20 protein-coding genes are annotated in these 20,196 nt (G+C 39.0%); 12 read left to right on the top strand and 8 right to left on the bottom strand.

Annotated elements, in window-relative coordinates; all coding sequences use genetic code 11:
- Positions 1–148: 148 nt before the first annotated feature.
- The 5 genes from HOO54_RS07360 to nhaC all read left to right on the top strand — a co-directional run bounded on the left by HOO54_RS07360 (position 149) and on the right by nhaC (position 6,828).
- Entirely contained in the window at positions 149–571 is a 423-nt protein-coding gene (locus HOO54_RS07360) for a universal stress protein (protein ID WP_253907636.1), read from the top strand.
- Between the two features lie 210 nt (positions 572–781).
- Positions 782–1,156 (top strand): heterocycloanthracin/sonorensin family bacteriocin, encoded by a 375-nt coding sequence (locus HOO54_RS25130; protein ID WP_172293842.1) that lies wholly within the window; start codon positions 782–784, stop codon positions 1,154–1,156.
- A gap of 118 nt (positions 1,157–1,274) precedes the next feature.
- Complete coding sequence (locus HOO54_RS07350) at positions 1,275–3,098, top strand: putative thiazole-containing bacteriocin maturation protein (RefSeq protein ID WP_172293840.1); 1,824 nt, start codon at positions 1,275–1,277, stop codon at positions 3,096–3,098.
- A complete protein-coding gene (locus tag HOO54_RS07345) occupies positions 3,098–5,029 on the top strand; it encodes a TOMM precursor leader peptide-binding protein (RefSeq protein WP_172293838.1) in 1,932 nt (643 codons plus the stop codon). The genes HOO54_RS07350 and HOO54_RS07345 overlap by 1 nt, the downstream gene beginning before the upstream one ends.
- 434 nt (positions 5,030–5,463) lie before the next feature.
- Positions 5,464–6,828, top strand: coding sequence for a Na+/H+ antiporter NhaC (nhaC, locus tag HOO54_RS07340; RefSeq protein ID WP_375335800.1), 1,365 nt, complete (start codon positions 5,464–5,466; stop codon positions 6,826–6,828).
- A gap of 39 nt (positions 6,829–6,867) precedes the next feature.
- On the opposite strand, the gene dat is transcribed toward nhaC, so the two are convergent.
- Positions 6,868–7,716, bottom strand: coding sequence for a D-amino-acid transaminase (gene dat / locus HOO54_RS07335; protein ID WP_172293836.1), 849 nt, complete (start codon positions 7,714–7,716; stop codon positions 6,868–6,870).
- A 221-nt stretch (positions 7,717–7,937) separates the two neighbouring features.
- Here dat and HOO54_RS07330 point away from each other — a divergent pair, with 221 nt between their 5' ends.
- On the top strand, positions 7,938–8,834 hold the full coding sequence (locus HOO54_RS07330) for a polysaccharide deacetylase family protein (protein WP_172293834.1): 897 nt from the start codon (positions 7,938–7,940) through the stop codon (positions 8,832–8,834).
- A 27-nt stretch (positions 8,835–8,861) separates the two neighbouring features.
- Here HOO54_RS07330 and HOO54_RS07325 read toward each other — a convergent pair whose 3' ends face one another.
- Together HOO54_RS07325 and HOO54_RS07320 are read right to left on the bottom strand one after the other, a co-directional pair.
- Entirely contained in the window at positions 8,862–9,599 is a 738-nt protein-coding gene (locus HOO54_RS07325; RefSeq protein WP_172293832.1) for an NAD-dependent protein deacylase, read from the bottom strand.
- 15 nt (positions 9,600–9,614) lie between these two features.
- On the bottom strand, positions 9,615–10,694 hold the full coding sequence (locus HOO54_RS07320; RefSeq protein WP_172293830.1) for a mechanosensitive ion channel family protein: 1,080 nt from the start codon (positions 10,692–10,694) through the stop codon (positions 9,615–9,617).
- Between the two features lie 144 nt (positions 10,695–10,838).
- Between HOO54_RS07320 and HOO54_RS07315 the strand changes: the two genes are divergently transcribed.
- The 3 genes from HOO54_RS07315 to crcB are packed head-to-tail and all read left to right on the top strand — an operon-like array spanning position 10,839 to position 12,303.
- Positions 10,839–11,543 carry a glycerophosphodiester phosphodiesterase gene (locus HOO54_RS07315; RefSeq protein WP_172293828.1) on the top strand — a complete coding sequence of 235 codons (705 nt, stop codon included), beginning with the start codon at positions 10,839–10,841 and terminating at the stop codon, positions 11,541–11,543.
- 14 nt (positions 11,544–11,557) lie between these two features.
- A complete protein-coding gene (locus tag HOO54_RS07310) occupies positions 11,558–11,950 on the top strand; it encodes a fluoride efflux transporter FluC (protein ID WP_172293826.1) in 393 nt (130 codons plus the stop codon).
- Positions 11,947–12,303, top strand: a complete 357-nt coding sequence (gene crcB / locus HOO54_RS07305; protein ID WP_172293824.1) for a fluoride efflux transporter CrcB — start codon at positions 11,947–11,949, stop codon at positions 12,301–12,303. The genes HOO54_RS07310 and crcB overlap by 4 nt, the downstream gene beginning before the upstream one ends.
- A gap of 240 nt (positions 12,304–12,543) precedes the next feature.
- On the opposite strand, the gene HOO54_RS07300 is transcribed toward crcB, so the two are convergent.
- On the bottom strand, positions 12,544–13,917 hold the full coding sequence (locus tag HOO54_RS07300) for a hemolysin family protein (protein ID WP_172293822.1): 1,374 nt from the start codon (positions 13,915–13,917) through the stop codon (positions 12,544–12,546).
- Positions 13,918–14,544: 627 nt separating this feature from the next.
- Here HOO54_RS07300 and HOO54_RS07295 point away from each other — a divergent pair.
- Positions 14,545–15,864, top strand: a complete 1,320-nt coding sequence (locus HOO54_RS07295) for a hemolysin family protein (RefSeq protein WP_172293820.1) — start codon at positions 14,545–14,547, stop codon at positions 15,862–15,864.
- Between the two features lie 66 nt (positions 15,865–15,930).
- Here the strand turns inward: HOO54_RS07295 and HOO54_RS07290 are convergent, their stop codons facing one another.
- From HOO54_RS07290 to HOO54_RS07275, 4 genes are all read right to left on the bottom strand, one after another.
- Positions 15,931–16,350: a DUF805 domain-containing protein gene (locus HOO54_RS07290; RefSeq protein ID WP_172293817.1), complete on the bottom strand. Its 420-nt coding sequence runs from the start codon at positions 16,348–16,350 to the stop codon at positions 15,931–15,933.
- 316 nt (positions 16,351–16,666) lie between these two features.
- Positions 16,667–17,089 carry a DUF805 domain-containing protein gene (locus HOO54_RS07285; RefSeq protein ID WP_172293814.1) on the bottom strand — a complete coding sequence of 141 codons (423 nt, stop codon included), beginning with the start codon at positions 17,087–17,089 and terminating at the stop codon, positions 16,667–16,669.
- A 97-nt stretch (positions 17,090–17,186) separates the two neighbouring features.
- Positions 17,187–17,585: a DUF805 domain-containing protein gene (locus HOO54_RS07280; RefSeq protein ID WP_172299417.1), complete on the bottom strand. Its 399-nt coding sequence runs from the start codon at positions 17,583–17,585 to the stop codon at positions 17,187–17,189.
- Positions 17,586–17,656: 71 nt separating this feature from the next.
- A complete protein-coding gene (locus tag HOO54_RS07275; RefSeq protein WP_172293811.1) occupies positions 17,657–18,085 on the bottom strand; it encodes a DUF805 domain-containing protein in 429 nt (142 codons plus the stop codon).
- Positions 18,086–18,271: 186 nt separating this feature from the next.
- On the opposite strand from HOO54_RS07275, the gene HOO54_RS07270 reads away from it, so the two are divergent.
- The gene (locus tag HOO54_RS07270; RefSeq protein WP_172293808.1) at positions 18,272–18,868 is read left to right on the top strand and encodes a TetR/AcrR family transcriptional regulator; all 597 of its coding nucleotides are present in this window, start codon (positions 18,272–18,274) and stop codon (positions 18,866–18,868) included.
- Positions 18,865–20,163, top strand: coding sequence for an acyl-CoA thioesterase/bile acid-CoA:amino acid N-acyltransferase family protein (locus HOO54_RS07265; RefSeq protein ID WP_172293804.1), 1,299 nt, complete (start codon positions 18,865–18,867; stop codon positions 20,161–20,163). The genes HOO54_RS07270 and HOO54_RS07265 overlap by 4 nt, the downstream gene beginning before the upstream one ends.
- Positions 20,164–20,196 lie beyond the last annotated feature (33 nt).

Here is a 20,196-nt window from a genome sequence, read left to right as displayed (position 1 = left end):
TTATTGTTTTCAACATGACGGTAACCTCCCATTCTTATTAATATTTTCCATCTTATTATACGAATCTTTTATTGTCAACTTGATTGTTAAACTTTATCAAAAAACGGGTATAACAATAATAAATCCATTCTTGAAAGGAATGATTCATTTGTTTAAAGCGGCTCGAATCCTTGTTGCATTTGACGAAAAAGATGAAAGCAAAAGTGCCCTTATGAAAGCAATTGAACTGACAAAAAGGCTCGGTTCCAAATTGTTCATCGCACATGTTCAGGAGGTAAAAATCTCTCCTCCATATGAAACATTAAATGACGAACCTATCATCTATGAAGACAGCACAGAAGAAGCACTTGCTTCAGCAAAACGAGTCTTAAACGAGAATCAGCTTACAGCTGAAATTGCTATTTTAGAAGGTGATCCTGCAAACGCAATCCTTGATCACGCGGAAAAACTCGGTGCCGATCTGATTATTACAGGGACTCGGGACCAAAATCGCATAAAAAAATTGTTGTTTGGCAGTGTCAGTGACAAGATTTCCACTGAATCAGAAATACCTGTCTTAATCATCAAATAAGGTTCTCATTTAACCGGTCTGATCAGGCCGGTTTTTTTATATGACTTCTCGAAAGTTTCCACTAGGTTCTTTCATTAGAAAATAGGCGGTTAAAGCAGTAACAACCACCTAACAAATCCCATATTTTGATATCGAGAGACCCCGGGTGTTTATTTTCTTTCAATACCTTAGGAAAATTTAGTTTATGAATATGAAAAAAGAGGTGGAAACATGCAACATTTTCATGATGAACTACAATCATTAGAGATGGATCATTTCCAGGCAGGTGAGATGATGGCTTGGGATCCTATCCGTCATGATGCTAATATGATGCATTCAGGAAGTTGTTGGAGTTGTGGTAGCTGTGGCAGTTGCGGAAGCTGTTGGAGTTGTGCCAGCTGTGGCAGTTGCGGAAGCTGTTGGAGTTGCGCCAGCTGTGGCAGTTGCGGAAGCTGTTGGAGTTGTGCCAGCTGTGGCAGTTGCGGAAGTTGTTGGAGTTGCGCCAGCTGTGGCAGTTGCGGAAGCTGTTGGAGTTGCGCCAGCTGTGCCAGCTGCGGAAGCTGTTGGAGTTGCGCTGGTCACTGTTGCTGGTATGGTGGTATGTAGTCCTGATCGAATACTGCCCCTGTACGAACTGCAGGGGCTTTATCTGCTCAACATATTGGACAAACCGGATGACATATAATGGTATGTGTTTTTTTACATCATCTTAAGGAGGAGCTGCATGACAAACTTGACCGCATCCACTCGCTTAAAGGTGAAGCAAGATACATGTTTTCTTCGTGATCCAAATGGTGGCGTTTATTTTAGAAACAACTCTGGTTCCTTTCGAATAAAAGGTGATTCCATTTATCAGTGGATCGAAAAATTATCGCCTATGTTTAATGGCAAACACACCCTTGAAGAATTGACAGCTGGATTATCCACTCCATACCGTAACAGAGTGTTTGAAATCGGAGATATTCTTCAAAAAAACGGATTTGTTCGGGATGTAAGTTGTGATGAGTCTCATAGGTTGCAATGTGAAGAGCTTAACACGTACGCATCACAAATCGAATGGATTGAGAGTTTTACGAATTCAGGAGCATATCGCTTTCAATTATGCCGCAATGCAAAAGTATTATTACTAGGTTCTGGTTCCTTTGTCGTTTCAATGGTGCGCGCCTTAGCTGAGACGGGATTCACCACAATTTATGTCCAGCACCCAACTTCAGAGCTGGTAAATGTACATGATGCAACGATTGAAGTGATACCAACACAAAATATGCAGGAAGCCATCATCCCTTTCGACTGGGTATTATATGTTTCTGAAGATGCCGATCCAGAAAAAATCAGTGAGCTCCAAAGAGAATGCAGAAAAAAAGGCAAAAGTTTTTTCCCGGCAGTCTGTTTGAAACAAATTGGCTTAGCGGGACCTGTCACACTGGATCATCATGATGGATGCTTTGAATCAGCATGGCGACGCCTTCACAATACGGCTCTCTTGGATCATCACAAACTTGAAACGTATTCTTCCATAGGAAAAGACATGCTCGCAAATATCATTGCTTTTGAAGTATTTAAAGCCGTTACCGGCCTATCTCAATTATCGAAACGAAACCATGTTTATCTTCTTGACCTAGTGACGTTGGAAAGTACTTGGTACTGGTTCCCCTCTCATCCGCTTGTCAATACTAACACCGCTGAACTTCGCTTCATCCACGACATGGAGACGAGAATGACAATCGATTCCAAAGAAACAAGTCATATCTTTCAACTATTTAGTCAACTAACTTGTGAAACAATCGGAATCTTTCATTTATGGGAAGAAAAAAATTTAAAACAGCTCCCTTTGTCACAGTGTTATGTGCAACCTGTCAATCCATTATCAACAGGACCAGCTGAACTTTTAGCAAAAAAGATTTGTGTCGGATATACCCATGAAGAAGCTCGACGAGAGGCCGGACTGATCGGGATTGAAATGTATGGCTCAAAACTTGTTCATTCCTATATTGAGGAAAATCAGTTTCTAGGTGTAGGAGCAGGAGACATGTTTGCAGAAGCCGTACTAAGAGGATTGCAAACATGTTTAAATCATGAATTGGAAAAACGGGAGTGGAATGGAAAAGAAATTATATCACCAATCACTTTAGAAGAGATCAATGATCATCATTGTGAGTACTATTTGAATATCATGAAGCAGTTGAACAGCCCTGCAAAGATTTTTTCAGGCACAGAAGTAGCAGGTTTTCCTGTCATATGGGTATGTCTACATGATCAATGGTACCAAAGTGCGGGTATAAATATCACATTAGCACTAAGGAAAACATTGGAGCGAGCTCTAATGAATATACAGCCACAAAAAAACATTTCTCTGATTGTGAATCAAAACCATATAAAGCCAGTTCATATTGATATGATTGAAGATTTTCCAAAGTTGATGAAATTGACATTAACACAGTTAAAACAGCACGGTTTACAACTTCTTGTTTATGATTTTCCGGTTGAACCCATTCTGAAAAAACACCTCGATATCTATGCTGTGCGTCTTTCAAAGGAGGAAGTGTGATGGAACACACCATTTTACTAATTGGTGACGGTGTGATCGCTGACGGTGTGTTAAAACAATTATCCGCAAAATATAAGGTGATCTGTCAAGCTGATTTTGAGGCTGGAATACCTAACGGAACTCAGCTTGCTATTGTCGTACATGATACTTGCCGCCCATATTTATACCGCAAAGCAGACGAAAAATTCCGTCAAATCGGCATTCCATGGCTTCGCGGTTTTGTTTTATTTGGTGAAGGTATTATCGGTCCACTGGTTGATCCGGGCAACTCTGACTCTGGGTGTTCTCAATGTGCTGATATGAGACGGATCATCAACAGTCCAGACAGTCAACAACTGCTGGAATTAGAGGGAGAGGTCAACCGTGACCCATGGGCCTCAAAGAACGGCTGCCGTCAGATGATTTTGTTGATTTGTAAAGAAATCGAAAATGTCATAAACCACGGTCATTATCATCTGGAAAATCGATTGCTGTTCATCAATATGAAAACATTAGAAAGTTCTTCTCACTCCTTTATCCCTGATCCATCATGTCCGATTTGCAGCCGTATACCTGAAGATACAGCAGAATTAGCCCTGCTTAAACTTCAGCCAAATCCGAAAACAAGTCTTGATCGTTTTCGTGTTCGCGATTTAGCTGAATTAAAAAGTGTACTTAAGACAGAATATCTTGATCAGCGAACAGGGATTTTTAATAGTAAAAGATATGATGCCATTCTGCCGTTTGCTGATATGATTGTCAATATGCCTTTATGGATTGGAAATGAAGCTGTCGGCGGCAGGAGCCATTCATATGAAGAAAGCGAGTTAACGGCTATTTTAGAAGGACTAGAACGTTATTCAGGAATCGAACCACGGGGCAAACGAACAATGATTTATGATTGTTACGAGCAGTTAGAGACGCTGGCACTTGATCCGAGAAAAGCGGGATTGCACGATGAAAAACAGTATCAGCAGGCTGATTTCCCCTTTAAACCGTTTGATCCACATCTTCCAATGAATTGGGTGTGGGGTTATTCTTTTTTACAAGAACGACCGATATTAGTACCAGAGACGCTAGCCTACTATAGTTTGGGACGAAAGAACAGTTTTGTGTATGAGACATCTAATGGATGTGCGTTAGGCAGCAGTTTGGAAGAAGCAATCTTTCATGCCATTTTAGAAGTCGTTGAACGCGATTCTTTTTTAATTACCTGGTATGCTCAGCTTCCTCTTCAACAGCTTGACCTTAAGTCTTGTGATGATCATGAGTTGCAATTTATGTTAGAACGAATTCGCGCTGTCGCAGGATATGATTTGCATGTTTACAATTCGACCATGGAACACGGTATTCCAAGTATTTGGGCTATCGCTAAAAACAAAAAGGCTCATGGTTTAAATCTTATTTGCACAGGCGGTGCCCATCTAAATCCTATAAAAGCGGTTAAAAGCGCGTGTCACGAGTTGGCTGGAATGATGTTAAAGCATGATCAAAAATTCACAGCTGACCGTGATCAATATTTAGAAATGCTCTCCAACCCTTTTTTAGTACAGAAAATGGAACAACATAGTATGCTATACGGGTTACCTGAAGCTGAAAACCGTCTTCAGTTTCTACTAAATCAAAAACAGCCCCTACAAACATTCAAAGACGCTTTCAAACTAGACCAAGCAAACTTTGACTTGAGCGAAGATCTTCGCAATCTGCTTGAAAGGTTTCACCGCCTCAGTCTTGAGGTAATCGTTGTCGATCAAACTTCCCCTGCGATTAAACGAAATGGCTTATATTGTGTGAAAGTCTTAATCCCGGGTATGTTGCCCATGACATTCGGACACCGCCTCACCCGCCTAACTGGACTTGAGCGAGTGTTAACAGTTCCGAGGAAACTTGGGTTTACAGAAGAAAAGATGAAACCCGAACAACTCAATCACCATCCCCACCCGTTTCCTTAACATGTCTCTTTATGATTGTTCTTTTTATCTTTAAGAAGAACGCCCTTCACCTGTAACCACTCCCAAAAGAGCAGAATGAACTGCTCTTTTTTTGGTTAGATGTCACGCAACATTTCTCCCTTTTCATGGAGTGCTTTAAAAACAAATCAAGATAGGTGCATTTCTCACCCTTATCATAAGATTATAAACATGGCAAGTCATCGCGACCTTAAGCTCCATTAAAAAACACCCCATTGTTCGGCAATTAGGTACAACTATGTATACAATTCTGCCTTTCTGAGACTATTATACCTAAAGAGATAGTCAGCGCTTTCAAAATCTTAGCCCGTTTTTTTAATTTTTTTATAGGTCAATTGGCTATTTTTCTGTTATAATACGTTTACGCACAAAAGCATAAAAGTGTTAAAGAGTAATATTTGACTAATGAGGTGTAAATGTTGTTTAAAGATAAACGATTTTCTTTTTCCATATCGGCTTTATTATTTTTTGTCATGCTCATCATCATTTTCACATGCCTCTTCATTTTCCATGCAGAAGCGCACATACCTTTGCTAATTTGTGTCGCCTTTCTTGCGACTGTTGGTTCTTTAAAAGGCTATACATGGAAAGAACTTGAAAGTGGTATGATCTCCGGAATTCGAAATGGGATTCAACCAATTATGATATTGTCATTAATCGGAATCTTAATTGGGGTCTGGGAGTATAGCGGAACAATTCCTACTGTGACAGTATACGCATTAAACATCATTGAACCACAATATTTGCTTTTGACAGCCCTTATCAGCTGTTTAATGATTAGTTCATTAGTTGGTTCAAGCTTCACAACGGTAAGTACTATTGGTGTCGCATTGATCGGTGTTGCTCACGCTGCTGGGGTTCCATTGACATGGGTTGCAGGAGCCGTTATTTGCGGGGCTTGTTTTGGCGATAAGATGTCACCATTGTCAGACACAACAAATTTTGCCGCAGGAGTTGGGCAAATTCCGATTTTTAAGCATATTAGACATATGATGGGCACCACATTTCCGGCACTTTTGATCACCATTTTGGTTTTCTTTTTTATGGGAAGGTCATTAACAATTGCCGACACATCTACAGAAAACATCCAATCGATTGTCAAAGGGATTGAAAGTACAGTTGCCATCAGCGGCTGGTCCCTTTTACCACCATTACTGGTGATTGTTCTCGCTGTCAGACGCATACCTGTCATTCCATCTTTGGTAGCTGGAATCGTTTCAGCCATTGTTCTCGCTGCGATTATCCAGCCTGCAGCCAATATCTCTTCATTTTTGGCTGCTATGCAAAACGGACCGGTTTTTTCAGTTGGAAATGAAGCAGTTGAGAAAATTCTCAACCGCGGTGGGCTTCAATCGATGATGGGTTCTGTTTCACTTATTATGATCGCTTTTGCTCTTGGCGGTCTGATGGAAAAAACCGGGCTGATCTCAAGCCTGCTTGAAGGTGTCATGAAAGGTATCCGTACAAAAGCAAGGCTCGTTTTCTCAACGGTTTTAGCAAGTATGGGAATCAATTTGCTGACAGGCGAACAATATTTGTCTATTTTAATTCCAGGGCAGTCTTTTAAAAAGCTTTATGACAAACTTGAAATTGATCGCAAACATTTATCAAGATCGCTTGAAGATGGCGGTACACTTATTAATCCCATGATCCCATGGGGTGTCAGTGGTGCATTCATGTCAACTGCACTTGGAGTACCTGTGATCGAATACTTGCCATTTGTGTTTTTTCTTTATTTATCACCGCTATTTTCTATATTGTTTGGTTTTCGTCAATCATAAACAACAGTGCCGGTTTCCATGTGGAAACGGCGCTGTTGTTTATTTTTTAGATGTTTCTAGCAAAATATGATGTTGGAATGCTTTTTGCACTTCTTTTGTCAGCCGTCCTGGTGTCCCAGCTCCAATGTTCTGCCCGTCAATCACAGTGACAGGCATGACCTCAGCTGTTGTCGAAGAAATAAAGACTTCATCTGCTGTCAGCAGTTGATCTTTCGTAATCTTTTTTTCTTGATATAACCAGCCGTTTTTTCGAAAAAGCTCAAGCAGTTTCCTCCGTGTGATACCGTTTAAAATCAAGTTTGTCGCAGGGTGAGTATAGATGATCTGATGTTTGACAACAAAAACATTTGAAGTTGTCCCTTCTGTTACAACCCCGCCGCGAAGCAAAATCGCTTCAAATGCCGAAGCCTCATAAGCTTTTTGCTTTGCCATCACATTATATAGCAAGTTCAGACTTTTAATATCACATCTCAGCCACCGCAAATCTTCTGCGGTTATCACAGAAACACCCGTTTGCTGTTGGAAGACAGGTTTTTCAACTGGGAGCGGATAAGCTATGAATTGCGGTTTAAGCCCTGGTTTATATTGATGCTTTCTTGGCGCTGTTCCTCTAGTGACCTGCAGATAAATTCCACCATCATCAACTTGGTTGATGATGATCAGTTCCTTTAACTGGTCTCTCAACTCAGCTTCTGAAAATGGTAGGACCATCTCAATTTCAGAAGCACTTCTAAACAATCGAACGATGTGCTCATGTAACAGATAAAAGGTACCGTTATAAATACGAATCACTTCATAAACCCCATCTCCGAATTGATACCCTCTATCTTCAATATCAACCTTACATTCGTACCGGTCAACGAAACGACCGTTAAAAAGCACCTTCATTTCCCCACCCCTTTACATCATTCCTTCTTATTCTAACATGTGAATATTGTCAAAATTTTTTAAGAAATAGGATTCCTTCAACATTTTCTTTTAAAAAATGACATTTTTTTCGATAAGCTGTATTCATCTTCCTTCTAATCCTGTATACTTGAAAAATATGATCCCTTATTTTATGAGATAAGGATTCTAATATAATTAGAAAATGATACGGAGAGAGTAACATGCGCAAAGATTCGAAAAAAACATCCCCATCTGTGCTTTATTTACTGACGAAATCAGCATGTTTTGTCATTCTGTGTCTGATTCTTCTTTATGTTTGGGATTTGTCGAAATCTCCCGATACTATACAGAAAAAAGAATTGACAATGACAGAAAACAGTCAAATGCGTCATGAAGGAGACAGCATCCCGCTCAAAGAAACAACACGAGACAAACTCGCTAACCATTTGAGCAAAAAACAGGATGTTCCCAAACAAAAACACGACAAAAAGAAACAGGCAACTGTGAAAAAAAAGCCGGGGAAAACGGTTTATTTGACTTTTGATGATGGACCTTCATCAGCGACTCAAAGGTTGCTTCAAATCTTAAGTGAATCTGATGTAAAAGCAACATTTTTCATGCTTGAACCAAACATGAGATACCATCGAGAAGCTGTTCTTCAGATGAAACGGCAAGGTCATAAACTTGGGCTTCATGGGGTCACCCACAACAAAAAATTGTTTTACAAAAATGCTCATTCTCCGAATCTAGAAATGAAGCAGGCACAAGCAACGCTCAAGTCTATTACTGGTGTCAAAACCAACCTGATTAGAACACCGTATGGAAGCAAACCATACTTAACCAATGCTCAGGCAAAAGTGTTGAAAAAAAACGGATTTATTTATTGGGACTGGAATATTGATAGCCTTGATTGGAAGTACAGAAGCCAAAAATACGTTCCGGAAGTTTTGAATCAGTTAAGCATGCTTGAAAAGCGGCAGACAAAGCAGCCTCTTGTAATCTTATTGCATGATATTCCAACAACAGTTCAATCATTGCCAATCTTGATTACTAACCTAAAAAATATGGGTTATTCATTTGAAGTGATCGATCAGTCGATGATTCCTATCCATGAATAAAAAATCCCCTGTTAACCAGGGGATTTTTTATATTGGAAAATGGTTTAATTCACTTATGAATTCAGCGATCTTCCGATGTATAACAAGATCAAACAGTTGATCATAAGCAGTTTCATCCAAATTGATCATGACCTTTTTTAAACCTGGGATCATATGCGCTTCTTCAGGAACAAATCTGACAGGTGCTACTTCAAGTGAGGTCCCGATCACCAACAGCAGGTCAGTTGAATTGAGAACTTGAAAAAGGGTGTCTAAATGCTGAACGATGTCACCGAACAACACAACATCCGGTTTTAAAATAATACTACAGCGGCAGCATTTTGGAACTTCTTCTTGCAACATTTGAGCTCGTCCATATCGAGTTCCACATTTTGGACAAGCCGCCGTTTGGAGTGAACCGTGCAGTTCATAAACATGGCGGCTTCCTGCCTCGATATGAAGTCCGTCAATATTTTGCGTAAACACGTTGACATCCTTCCCCTGCTTTTCAAGTTCTGCTAAGAAACAATGGCCGGCATTCGGCTGAAACGAATCGCTCATTTTCAGTTGAAAAAGCTCTTTAAATTTCGGCCAGAAAAGCTTTGGATTACGCTCAAAATAATCACGGCTCATCGCTTCTATTCTTGATGTATCTTCTGTCCATATCCCACCTGCAGAACGGAAATCTGGAATACCTGATTCTGTACTCATTCCTGCACCTGTTAAAACAGTAATATACTGAGCCTTTTCAAGCAAATCAACGAATTTCTCAGCTTCTCCCTGCATAGTGTCGTTCTCCTTTTATTTAGATTTTTCGTTCATCGACTTCGTTTTACTCAATTCAAACAAATGATGACCAGGTGAAACAAAGTCAACTTGTTCTTCATCCATAATGTCAATAATTCGATAGTTCACATCTTGTCTAATTTCTAAATTTTCCGCCCACACTGTTGTATTTGTATAGAAATTAAAAAAGATGCTTAAATGTGTGTCCTGCAACACCTCTAAATTAACCATAATCACTTCTTGGTGAACGCCATCATGCGTTCGGAGCATCTCTTTAAATCGTTCCACACACCTTTCAACCTTTTCCCGCGGTGTTGATGGATCAATATGAAGTGAAAATGTAATTTGGCGTTTTCTCATTTTCGTCCAGTTCTTGATCGCTTCATTTGCCAGAACTGAGTTTGGAACTGTGACAAGAGCTTCTCCAGCTGTGCGGACTTTTGTGCTTCGAAATGATATATCTTCAACCGTCCCTATCACAATATTCGTTTCAATCCAATCCCCTATTGTAAAGGGCTTTTCCATGATGATGACGATTCCCCCGAAAAAATTTCCGACTGTATCTTTCGCTGCAAGCGCAAATGCAAAGCCGCCAAGCCCGAGACCGGCAACAAATCCGTTAATATCATAATTGAACTCTCCAGCTATTACACTGATTCCTAATGCGACAATGATAAAACGGAGAACTTTAGATAAGAACGGTGCAAGAATATCATCCATAGCCAGTTCAAATCGCTTATTAATTTTATCGAACACAACTGACGATGAAGCTGTTAAATTGTAAAGTCCGCTAACAATCACAATAACTAACGACACCCTGTATAACTTATGAACGATCGCCATATGAGTATCAAAAAAGGGGGAGTAAATAATCGCTAAATAGATACCGACAATCGTAAAAAACCACCTAGCTGGCTTTTCAAAAGCAAGCGCCACCTGATTAAAAAAATCAGTTTTAGGTTTATTTGTTAATTTAAGAATCAGATTAAATAAATATTTCGTAAATATTTTTCTAAGTAAGAAAAATAAAAGCAAAATGCCAACGCTGATACCCATTTTAGTAGCAAACTCTATAGTCATATATTGTGTAAACATCACTTTCTCTCCTTATGATCGCTGTTAAGAATTCATTATACTAAAAGCTTCGAAAAATTTCTTATGATTTACCCTGATTTACTTGCTTGATATCTTCCGTTATTCTTATAAGGGATCGATTTTTTTAAAGAGGAGCTGACATTTGTGCAGATTATCGCTCATCGCGGAGCTTCAGCTTATGCACCGGAAAATACCTTTGCTGCTTTTGAAAAAGCGTGGGAGCTCTCAGCTGATTTTATTGAGCTTGATGTTCAAATGACTCGTGACAATCAACTAGCAGTTATCCATGATGATAAAGTGGATCGGACGACAAACGGAACTGGTTTTGTTAAACATTTTACAATGCATGAACTTGAAAAATTGGATGCAGGAAGCTGGTTTTCACCTGCCTTTCAAGGTGAAAAGATTCCAACACTTGAAGCTGTTTTACAAAAGTACCACAAAAAAATGGGTTTACTTATTGAAATCAAGTCTTCAAAAACACAGCCGGGTATTGAAAACTCGCTTGGAAAACTGATTGATCAATTCGGTTTTTCATTAAATATTATCGTCCAATCTTTTGATCCTGAAGCCATCAAAACGCTTCATAGACTTTATCCTTCACTGCCGACCGCTGTTTTGATCAGACCGAGATTTGGATTGTTCTCACGACATCAACTGCAATACATTTCTTCATTTGCGCAATATGTCAACATGAAACAAACGATGCTCAATCCTTTTTTAATCAAATCCGTTCATCGCCATGGTATGAAAGCTTTCGCATGGACAGTCAATGGACAGAAGACCGGACGTCGTTTACAAAGCTGGAAAATCGATGGAATTATTACTGATTATCCTGATTATTTTTAGAAAGAAGGAAGTTCATGAAGTCTTATGTTGCCGTTTTTCTAGGCGGGACACTCGGTTCACTTTTTCGCTATGTATTAAACATGTGGACGGGTGGCTCATTTTTTCCTTGGTCTACTTTAATTGAAAATCTATCTGGAAGTTTGCTTTTAGGCCTTCTTACCGGCTTTTTCACCGCTCGCCCGAAAAAACCTTATATTCAACTAGCTTTAGGGACCGGCTTTTGTGGAGGCTATACAACAATGTCCGCGTTTTCTAAAGAAGCCGTGCTGCTGCTTCATTCTTCTGCACCTTATATGGGAATGATCTATTTAGGAGCAACACTTACTGGCGGAGTATGTCTTGCATTCATAGGCTTAAGTCTCAGTAGCCGGCTCTCGAGGCATGGGAAAGGAGCGGTCAAATCATGATGACAGTTGGTTTTATGATCGCAGGAGGTATCGGCTCTGTCCTCAGATTTTGGCTTGGTAGCCTGATCAAGAACAAATTTCCGCAACCAAACATTCCGATTAGTATTTTACTAGTTAACATTCTCGGCTCTTTTGCGTTAGGGATTTTTGTTAGCCTTAATATAAAACATCAATTACTGTCTATTGTCATCGGAACTGGTTTTTTCGGTGGATTTACAACATTCTCCACCTTTAGTGTCGAAGCTGTTCAGCTTTTATTAGAAAAACGCTTAAAAGCAGGCACTATATATATGTTAATGACGATGACATGCTGTATTGGTGGATTTTGGGCTGGCAGTCTTCTTTTATTATGATGAAAATATTCAAGAATCCAAAGAATGGATTCTTGAAACTTTCCATTGTAGGCTAGCCGCTAACCTGTCAAGATGTTGAAGCATTATAATTTTCACTTTACCCGACTCCACGATACTTTCCCGAAAACGTGCGCTTTGTTTGCTTTTCTACTTGATCATTCTTCCGCAAAGAAAGCTCAATCAGAGGTGCGCTTTCTTTTCTTAGCAAATAGAACATATAAACACTAAAAAACCTTGAGCTTATTTTTCGCTCAAGGTGACTTGATGAACAACGACCGGATCTGACGGTGTTAGTCCCAGATGTTCAGTTGTTTGTTCTTGCTTAATTTCAACATGCTTAATCAGACGTCCTTCCATTTCAAGAACAGTAATTGCAAAGGAACCGACATGTACAGTCTGACCTTCTGCAATGTCTATATTCTCTTTCAACACTAAACCACCAATTGTCTCGACTTCCTTCTCATCGATGGATTCTTCAAATAACTCATTGACTTGATCGATTCTCACTTTTCCGTCCATCATGTATTCATGATCAGCTATTTTCTGAATAAGCGGCATTTCATCTTCATCAAATTCGTCTCTAATGTCTCCAACGATTTCTTCAAGAACATCTTCTGTTGTAACAAGGCCTGACGTTCCCCCATATTCATCGGTTAAGATCGCCATGTGTATCCGTTCCCCTTGCATTTTGATCAGAAGCTTTTGAATTGGAGCCGTCTCAATCACTTCAATGACAGGACGAATGTATGCTCTCAGTGTAACCCGGTTTTTTTCATCTTCTGACATAAACATCAGATCAGTAAACAGTTGTTTTGTATTAATCATGCCGATGACATGGTCCTTATCACCTTCATATACCGGCCAGCGCGTATATTTCTCTTTCAGCATAACAGAAAGCGCCTCTTCAATCGGTAAATCGACAGGTATAGAAGCAATCTCTGTACGAGGAACCATGATTTCTTTAGCCATTCGATTGTCAAATTCAAAAATTTTATTCACATATTTATATTCAGACGGATTAATTTCTCCGCTTTTATAGCTTTCTGATAACAAGATTCGCAGTTCTTCCTCTGAGTGTGATTCCTCGTTTTCCGACGCCGGTTTCACACCGAATAACATCGTTAACAATCTGGCTGACACATTCAATACCCAAATGAATGGAAACATGACCACATTGAAAAAGTGCAATGGTCCTGCCAACCAAAGTGTAAGCTGCTCCGCTTTTTGGATCGCAATCGTTTTAGGAGCGAGTTCACCAACAACCACATTCAAAAATGTAATAACAGAAAAAGCAATGGCAACTGATAGTGGCTGTGAAATGGAATCTGAAACATGCATACTTTCAAAAAGTGGATGCAATACCTTTTTGAATGCAGGTTCCCCCATCCACCCAAGACCTAAAGCGGTGATTGTAATACCGAGTTGACAAGCTGATAAATATTCATCTAAATCCGATATCACTTGTTTTGCACGAACTGCTTTTTTGTTTCCTTCCGTTATAAGCTGATCGATCCGTGAGCTTCTCACTCTGACAATGGCAAATTCTGAAGCGACAAAAAAAGCGGTTAAAGCAATTAGAATGCCAATGATCATCAGACTAACGATATCGTCCATTTAACCCTATCCTCTATGCAGGATAAGGAGTCACCTCCTGATGAATTCAAATTCTTTCTGTATGACTGATGTGCGTTCTGTATGAATGACTATGTAGAGGGTCCCATCATACCACCTCCAAGTCAATATATACTATTATCATACTTGATTAAAAAAGAATCAGTCAAATATCCAAACTGAAAATTCGTGAATTTTTAGAAAATAAAAGATATTTCCATCAATTATAATCCGTTTTTATTCAATTAACTTGTATAAACAGCTTCTAATATATTAAAATATTTTATATCTATAACTTGATGAGTGAGGAGGGAAGCAGATGGGGCAGAGACATATCGTAGCGATCAGCTAACGGCAATAGCGGACATAACAAAACGGAATATTGATAATAACGTGAACCTTGGGCAACTTGCGCCTGACAGAAACGTTATTTCATCACTAAACGCAAGCAGCAAAGGTTGGCCCTGTCCAAGTTCCCTCTTCACCCGTAACGATGAAATGAGGTACGTGACAATATGAACTGGCAATGTTGACAAGACGGTGATCCAATCATTCATGCTGCTGCTTTAGTTAATCTTTTACTAAACAGGAGGTGTTACCTTCATTCTCACGTCAGAATGAAGGTCCTAATTGGAAATAGTTAATTTGATTTTTGTTGCTGTTTTAATTGCTTTAACAGCATTTTTCGTAGCATCTGAGTTTGCGATTATCAGAATCAGAAGCACACGGGTCGATCAGCTGATTGCTGAAGGAGATAAACGAGCGGTTTCGGTCAAACAAGTGATCACACATTTGGACGAATATTTATCAGCTTGCCAACTCGGAATTACTCTGACAGCTCTCGGTCTTGGTTGGCTAGGAGAGCCGACCATCGCCGAACTGCTTAAACCGCTGTTTGCTGAGTTTCATATCCCAAGTTCTGTTTCACATCTTATTTCAGTTGTGATCGCATTCACCATTATCACGTTTCTCCATGTTGTTGTCGGGGAACTTGCTCCGAAAACACTTGCCATTCAAAAGGCCGAAAAGATTTCCTTTCTGTTCGCAAAACCCCTGATCTGGTTTTACCGGATCATGTTCCCATTTATTTGGGCTTTGAACGGATCAGCGAGACTTTTGACGAAAACATTCGGTCTTGAGACGGTTTCTGAGAACGAGATAGCACACTCTGAGGAAGAACTGCGAATTATTCTGTCAGAAAGCTATAAAAGCGGTGAAATCAATCAATCTGAATTCAAATATGTCAATAAAATTTTTGAATTTGATGATCGTCTTGCCAAGGAAATCATGATTCCAAGAACAGAAGTTGTCAGTTTTCCAAACGATATGAAAATTGAAGACATGATCGATATTACAAAAGCGGAAGGATATACGCGCTATCCGATCGAAGACGGTGATAAAGACAATATCATCGGTGTCGTCAATATAAAGGAAATTTTGACCGCCTGCATCAGCGGAGAATGTACCAAAGAAGACACGATTGAACAATTTATCTATCCGATCATTCATGTGATCGAAACGATACCAATCCATGATCTGTTGTTGAAAATGCAAAAAGAACGCGTCCATATGGCGATTCTTTCCGATGAATATGGCGGTACAGCAGGTCTTGTCACAGTTGAAGACATCATTGAAGAAATCGTTGGCGAAATCCGCGACGAATTTGATATAGATGAAATCAATGAAATCCGCAAAATTGAAGAAAACCACTACATTCTTGATGGTAAAGTACTGATTGACCAAGTCAATGATTTGCTCGGTACCCATCTCAACAATGAAGAAGTTGACACCATTGGCGGCTGGTTTCTCACACAAAAATATGATGTCCAAAAAGGCGACATGCTCACCGAACAAGGATTTGAATTTATCATTAATGAGATCGATGGTCATCATGTCTCATATGTAGAGGTTAAAAAAGCGGTAGAAGAACTGATTGAAGAAGCGGAATAGTATAAAAGCTTACCGACACATTTTGCCGGTAAGCTTTTTTATATGTATGTAAGTAAACTTCACACTTTATTCTTTTAAAGTTGCTTTCGGATTTGGACCATACTGATTATCTTTTGCTTCACTGTCTTTGCAAAAAAATACTGAAACTAAAATGATAGCACCTATAAGCGGAATCAAATTTAACCATACCCACTTACCGCTTTTCCCCGTATCTTGAATTCTGCGGTAACCGACAGCATAGGATGGGATAAAAATGGCGATTAGATAGATCGTGATCAGGACCGATACAATTTTTCTGGCTAATACAGTTGCTACAAGATATCCAGCGGCATTCAGTCCTGCAACAAACCCTCCAATGAAATTCCCAACATACAATAAAACAAAGCAAGCTATAACATTGAAGAGACTGAACATCCAAAATTCCTTTCGTCTTGCTCTCCCTTCAAATTTTGCATAGTTCTTTAATCCCTTTAAATACCACTTCAATTCATTACCTCCTTGATGAGTCCAACAACAAAACAGTTTTGGGGTTGTCCTGAAAGTCGTGTGGATGAATAAAAATTGGGGAATTTGCTCGCTTTCCGCGGGCGATCCGCGAGCCTCCTCGGAGCTCGTTCCTTGCTCCTCTTGGGTCTCGCAATTCCCCCTGATTTATGTTGAAAAAGGACTTTTTAGACTGCTCCTTTTTTTATTAGGTTATAGCTCCTTGATCGGAATATCAATCTAGGTTTATTTCATCATAATAAACCCCAATTACCAGAAGTTTTAGCTCTAGTAATTGGGGTAAAGTTTGCAAATTATTTTAAGACGCCTTTGGATTTGATCCGTACTGATTATCTTTTACACTGTCTAGGCAAGTAAAGACTAGCACAACGATAGAGCCCACAATATTGATAATAGGGATGCAGTCAAGTAACACCCACCAGCCGCTTTTCCCAATATCATGCAACCGGCGGACAGTGATAGCTAAAGCTGGAATAAAAACAACCAATACATATACAATTAATGGGATATATCCCGTTAAAAATGCTAGTTGTGAATTTACTCCAAATTCTCCTGTTCCTTCTGCTGCTGCTACTCCTGCTGCTATCCCAGTTTGTCTTCCAATTAAGAATAGAGCTAGGAGAATGATAGAATTAAAGAGCTGGAACATCCAATATTCCTTGCGCCTAGCTCTTCCGTTAAAATTTGCATAGTTTTTGAAACCTTTCAAATACCATTTCATACGATTACCTCCAAAAAAGACCATATTATTAGTGCAAAACAAATTTATTATACCATAAAATATTTATATACTAAAACAATATGAAACATTCTTATGATTACTTTAATGCCACTTTCGGGTTTGGTCCATGTTTATTTTCTTTTACTTCGCTATCTAAACACATAAAAACTATTAAAACAAAAATACCTATGGGAGCAAGGAGTAATAATAAAAGCAAACCACTGTGTCCACTATCATGCAGTCTACGAGCACCAAAAGCCAAATGTGGGACTAACATTACCCAATGATAAACATAGATGATCAATACTATCCCTATTATAGCTCCTCCTCCAAAACCATTTAGTGTTCCTTCTATTAGATACCCAATCACTCCGCAAATAAGAATGAGCATGATTCTAACAATCACATCGAAAAGAAAAAACATCCAATACTCTTTGCGGCTTGCTCTCCCTTCAAATTTTGCATAGTTCTTAAAAGCCTTAAAACACCATTTGATACAACTTCCTCCATCATCAAATAGTGCAAAAACGATTAACTATATTATAAAATTATAAAACTACATATAAATCAATCAATACTTTTTAGATCTGCCTTAGGATTTGGACCATATTGATTCTCTTTTTCCTCACTGTCAAAACAGTAAAAGACAGTCAATACAAGTCCTAAGATAATATTCAATAAAGGAATGATAAAACCTAATGATAGCAACATCCACAAACCACTTTTCCCTGTATCATGTAATCTGCGAACACTGACAGCTAAAGTTGGGATCAATACAGCTAAACTATAAATGACCGCTCCTAAATAAAATCCTAGGACTATTCCTGCAAAGAAACCTTCTATTGTTCCACCTATTAGCCCCCCGATGACTCCGCCAACAAGCGCAATCGCAATTCTAACTAGAGAATCGAAAAGAAAAAACATCCAATATTCCTTCCGTCTTGCTCTTCCTTCAAACTTCGCATAGTTCTTTAAAACATTCAAATACCACTTCATACAATTTCCTCCATCGTTTGCTATATTGATTTGTGAAAAACGAATCTATCATACCATAAAAACAACAATAAAAACAGCAAATACAGACTTATCATAGGAAATTCATGTAAAAATATGCAACCACTTGACTACATGATCAATTCCTTTTAAAATGTAACCACTCGATTACATTTTTAGGAGAATCCAATGACAAAACAATTAACGAGAGAACGCATCATTCAGGCAGCACTGATTCTTTTCAAAGACAAAGGCTATACAGCTACATCGACTAGAGAAATCGCCAAGAAAGCAGGTGTGAATCATTTAACTCTTTTTAGACATTTTGAAAACAAAAGAAATTTATTTCGTGAAAGTGTTGTTCATCATGTGACATCAAGTCATTTTTTTGATGGAATAAAAGAGAAATTGACTGAAGATCTGCGAGAGGATTTGACTTTAATTGCTAAAGCTTATTTGGAAGAGAACATCGATAAAAACAGCGTTTTTTGGGTTTACTTAACTGAAGCAGCACAAGATCCAGAGCTTTCTGAGTTAATTATGGAAATTCCTAAACGTTTAAATGATTTTTTAGCAACCTATCTTTCAAAACTGCACGGCCATAAAAAGATTTCAAGTGGCAACTTTCAAATGATCAGTCATATGTTTTTTAGTTTATTAAATCAATATATCATGTTTCATCGTTTTCCAGCATTCCATCACACATTTCCTGGCAGTATCGATGACTTCATTGATGAATGCGTTGATTTGTTTCAGATGAAACTTGAAAAGGATATGCTGTTTTGATTCGTTTACACATCCCTTTAGAATCCAAATGGGATGAAAAAATTAATTTAAAAGTGAGTGGGCTTCAGCCCCATGATTTGATCAACATGATGGTGACAGTGAAAGATGAAGCAAACATGACATGGAAGTCGCATGCCGTTTTTCAAGCTAATGAATTTGGGGTAGTAGATCCTCATGTCATGGCTCCATTAAATGGGACATATGATGGGCAAGAACAAATGGGGCTGTTTTGGTCGATGAAAGCAATTGGATCTTCTCATTCATTTCAGAAAAAAACAGTCCATCCTTCTCGTTATCGGATTGAAATCAAACAAAATGATAATACTATCGTGAGTCAAGACATCAAACGAGTGCTACTCTCAGGGACGACATGCAGACAAGAAGTAGGTGGAGATGGTTGGACTGGAACCTTTTTTCGGCCACTTTCTGTTGAACGACCACCCATCATCATTGTAGTAGGCGGATCTGATGAGGGTCTTGATGAAACCATCGCAACTTTGTTGTCAAATCATGGATATGCAACACTTGCGCTTCCCTATTTTCAGTACAAACAGCTCCCTAAACAATTGGTTGAAATTCCACTTGAATATTTTCAAAACGTCATCACCTGGATTTTTCATCAAAAAGGCATCAATCATAAGAAAATGGGTATATTTGGACGATCAAAAGGTGGGGAATTAGCACTTCTAATTGCTTCACATTTTCCTGAAGTCCGTTTTGTCGTTTCACATGTCGGAGGAGGAATTATTTTTCAAGGTGTCGGGCTGAAAAACTTCCGAAAAACATCTTCATGGAGTCTAAACGGAACACCGTTAGCCTTTGCTCCCCTTGAATTGTTGAGACCATCTCAGCTATGGAAATATTTAAAACAAAAAATAACAAGACAACCTCAAGTCTTTGTTCAACTTTATCAGCAGGCTATCCAGCATTTAAAAGATGATCATCCTTCAATTATTAAAGTGGAACATATAAAAGGCCCGATTCTCTTAACTTCAAGTACAGATGATGCAGTATGGCCTTCTAGATTAATGAGCGAGAAAGTGGTTAAACGGCTGATATTAAGCGGCTATCAACATTTTGTTCAACATGTTTGCTTTGAAAATGCAGGTCATCATATCAGACCGCCCTATTTTCCGACTACGGCTCGTCAAAACCAAAACATTATCTATGGAGGGGAAACTGTGTCAGACGCCCGTGCTTCTCAGAAATTTTGGGAAGAGCTGCTTTTATTTTTAGAAAAAGTCACTTCTTCCTCATCAAGCAAGGAATATCATGAAAGCAGTGCGGATGAATAAAAATCGGGGAATTTGCTCGCTTTCCGCGGGCTG

Origin of the sequence: Bacillus sp. WMMC1349, from assembly GCF_013155385.1 — a bacterium.
Lineage (GTDB): Bacteria > Bacillota > Bacilli > Bacillales > Bacillaceae > Bacillus.
Note: the sequence above shows the minus strand (reverse complement) of the source record. Positions and strands in the feature narration are given on the sequence as shown.

Excerpts from the sequence above, each read along its gene's own strand:
- HOO54_RS07275 (WP_172293811.1), bottom strand. The coding sequence starts at position 18,085 with ATGAAGTGGTATTTGAATGTTTTAAAGAACTATGCGAAGTTTGAAGGA.
- HOO54_RS07350 (WP_172293840.1), top strand. The coding sequence starts at position 1,275 with ATGACAAACTTGACCGCATCCACTCGCTTAAAGGTGAAGCAAGATACA.
- HOO54_RS07285 (WP_172293814.1), bottom strand. The coding sequence starts at position 17,089 with ATGAAATGGTATTTGAAAGGTTTCAAAAACTATGCAAATTTTAACGGA.
- HOO54_RS07270 (WP_172293808.1), top strand. The coding sequence starts at position 18,272 with ATGACAAAACAATTAACGAGAGAACGCATCATTCAGGCAGCACTGATT.
- crcB (WP_172293824.1), top strand. The coding sequence starts at position 11,947 with ATGATGACAGTTGGTTTTATGATCGCAGGAGGTATCGGCTCTGTCCTC.
- HOO54_RS07330 (WP_172293834.1), top strand. The coding sequence starts at position 7,938 with ATGCGCAAAGATTCGAAAAAAACATCCCCATCTGTGCTTTATTTACTG.
- HOO54_RS25130 (WP_172293842.1), top strand. The coding sequence starts at position 782 with ATGCAACATTTTCATGATGAACTACAATCATTAGAGATGGATCATTTC.
- nhaC (WP_375335800.1), top strand. The coding sequence starts at position 5,464 with ATGTTGTTTAAAGATAAACGATTTTCTTTTTCCATATCGGCTTTATTA.
- HOO54_RS07300 (WP_172293822.1), bottom strand. The coding sequence starts at position 13,917 with ATGGACGATATCGTTAGTCTGATGATCATTGGCATTCTAATTGCTTTA.
- HOO54_RS07325 (WP_172293832.1), bottom strand. The coding sequence starts at position 9,599 with ATGCAGGGAGAAGCTGAGAAATTCGTTGATTTGCTTGAAAAGGCTCAG.
- HOO54_RS07310 (WP_172293826.1), top strand. The coding sequence starts at position 11,558 with ATGAAGTCTTATGTTGCCGTTTTTCTAGGCGGGACACTCGGTTCACTT.
- HOO54_RS07345 (WP_172293838.1), top strand. The coding sequence starts at position 3,098 with ATGGAACACACCATTTTACTAATTGGTGACGGTGTGATCGCTGACGGT.
- HOO54_RS07320 (WP_172293830.1), bottom strand. The coding sequence starts at position 10,694 with ATGTTTACACAATATATGACTATAGAGTTTGCTACTAAAATGGGTATC.
- dat (WP_172293836.1), bottom strand. The coding sequence starts at position 7,716 with ATGAAGGTGCTTTTTAACGGTCGTTTCGTTGACCGGTACGAATGTAAG.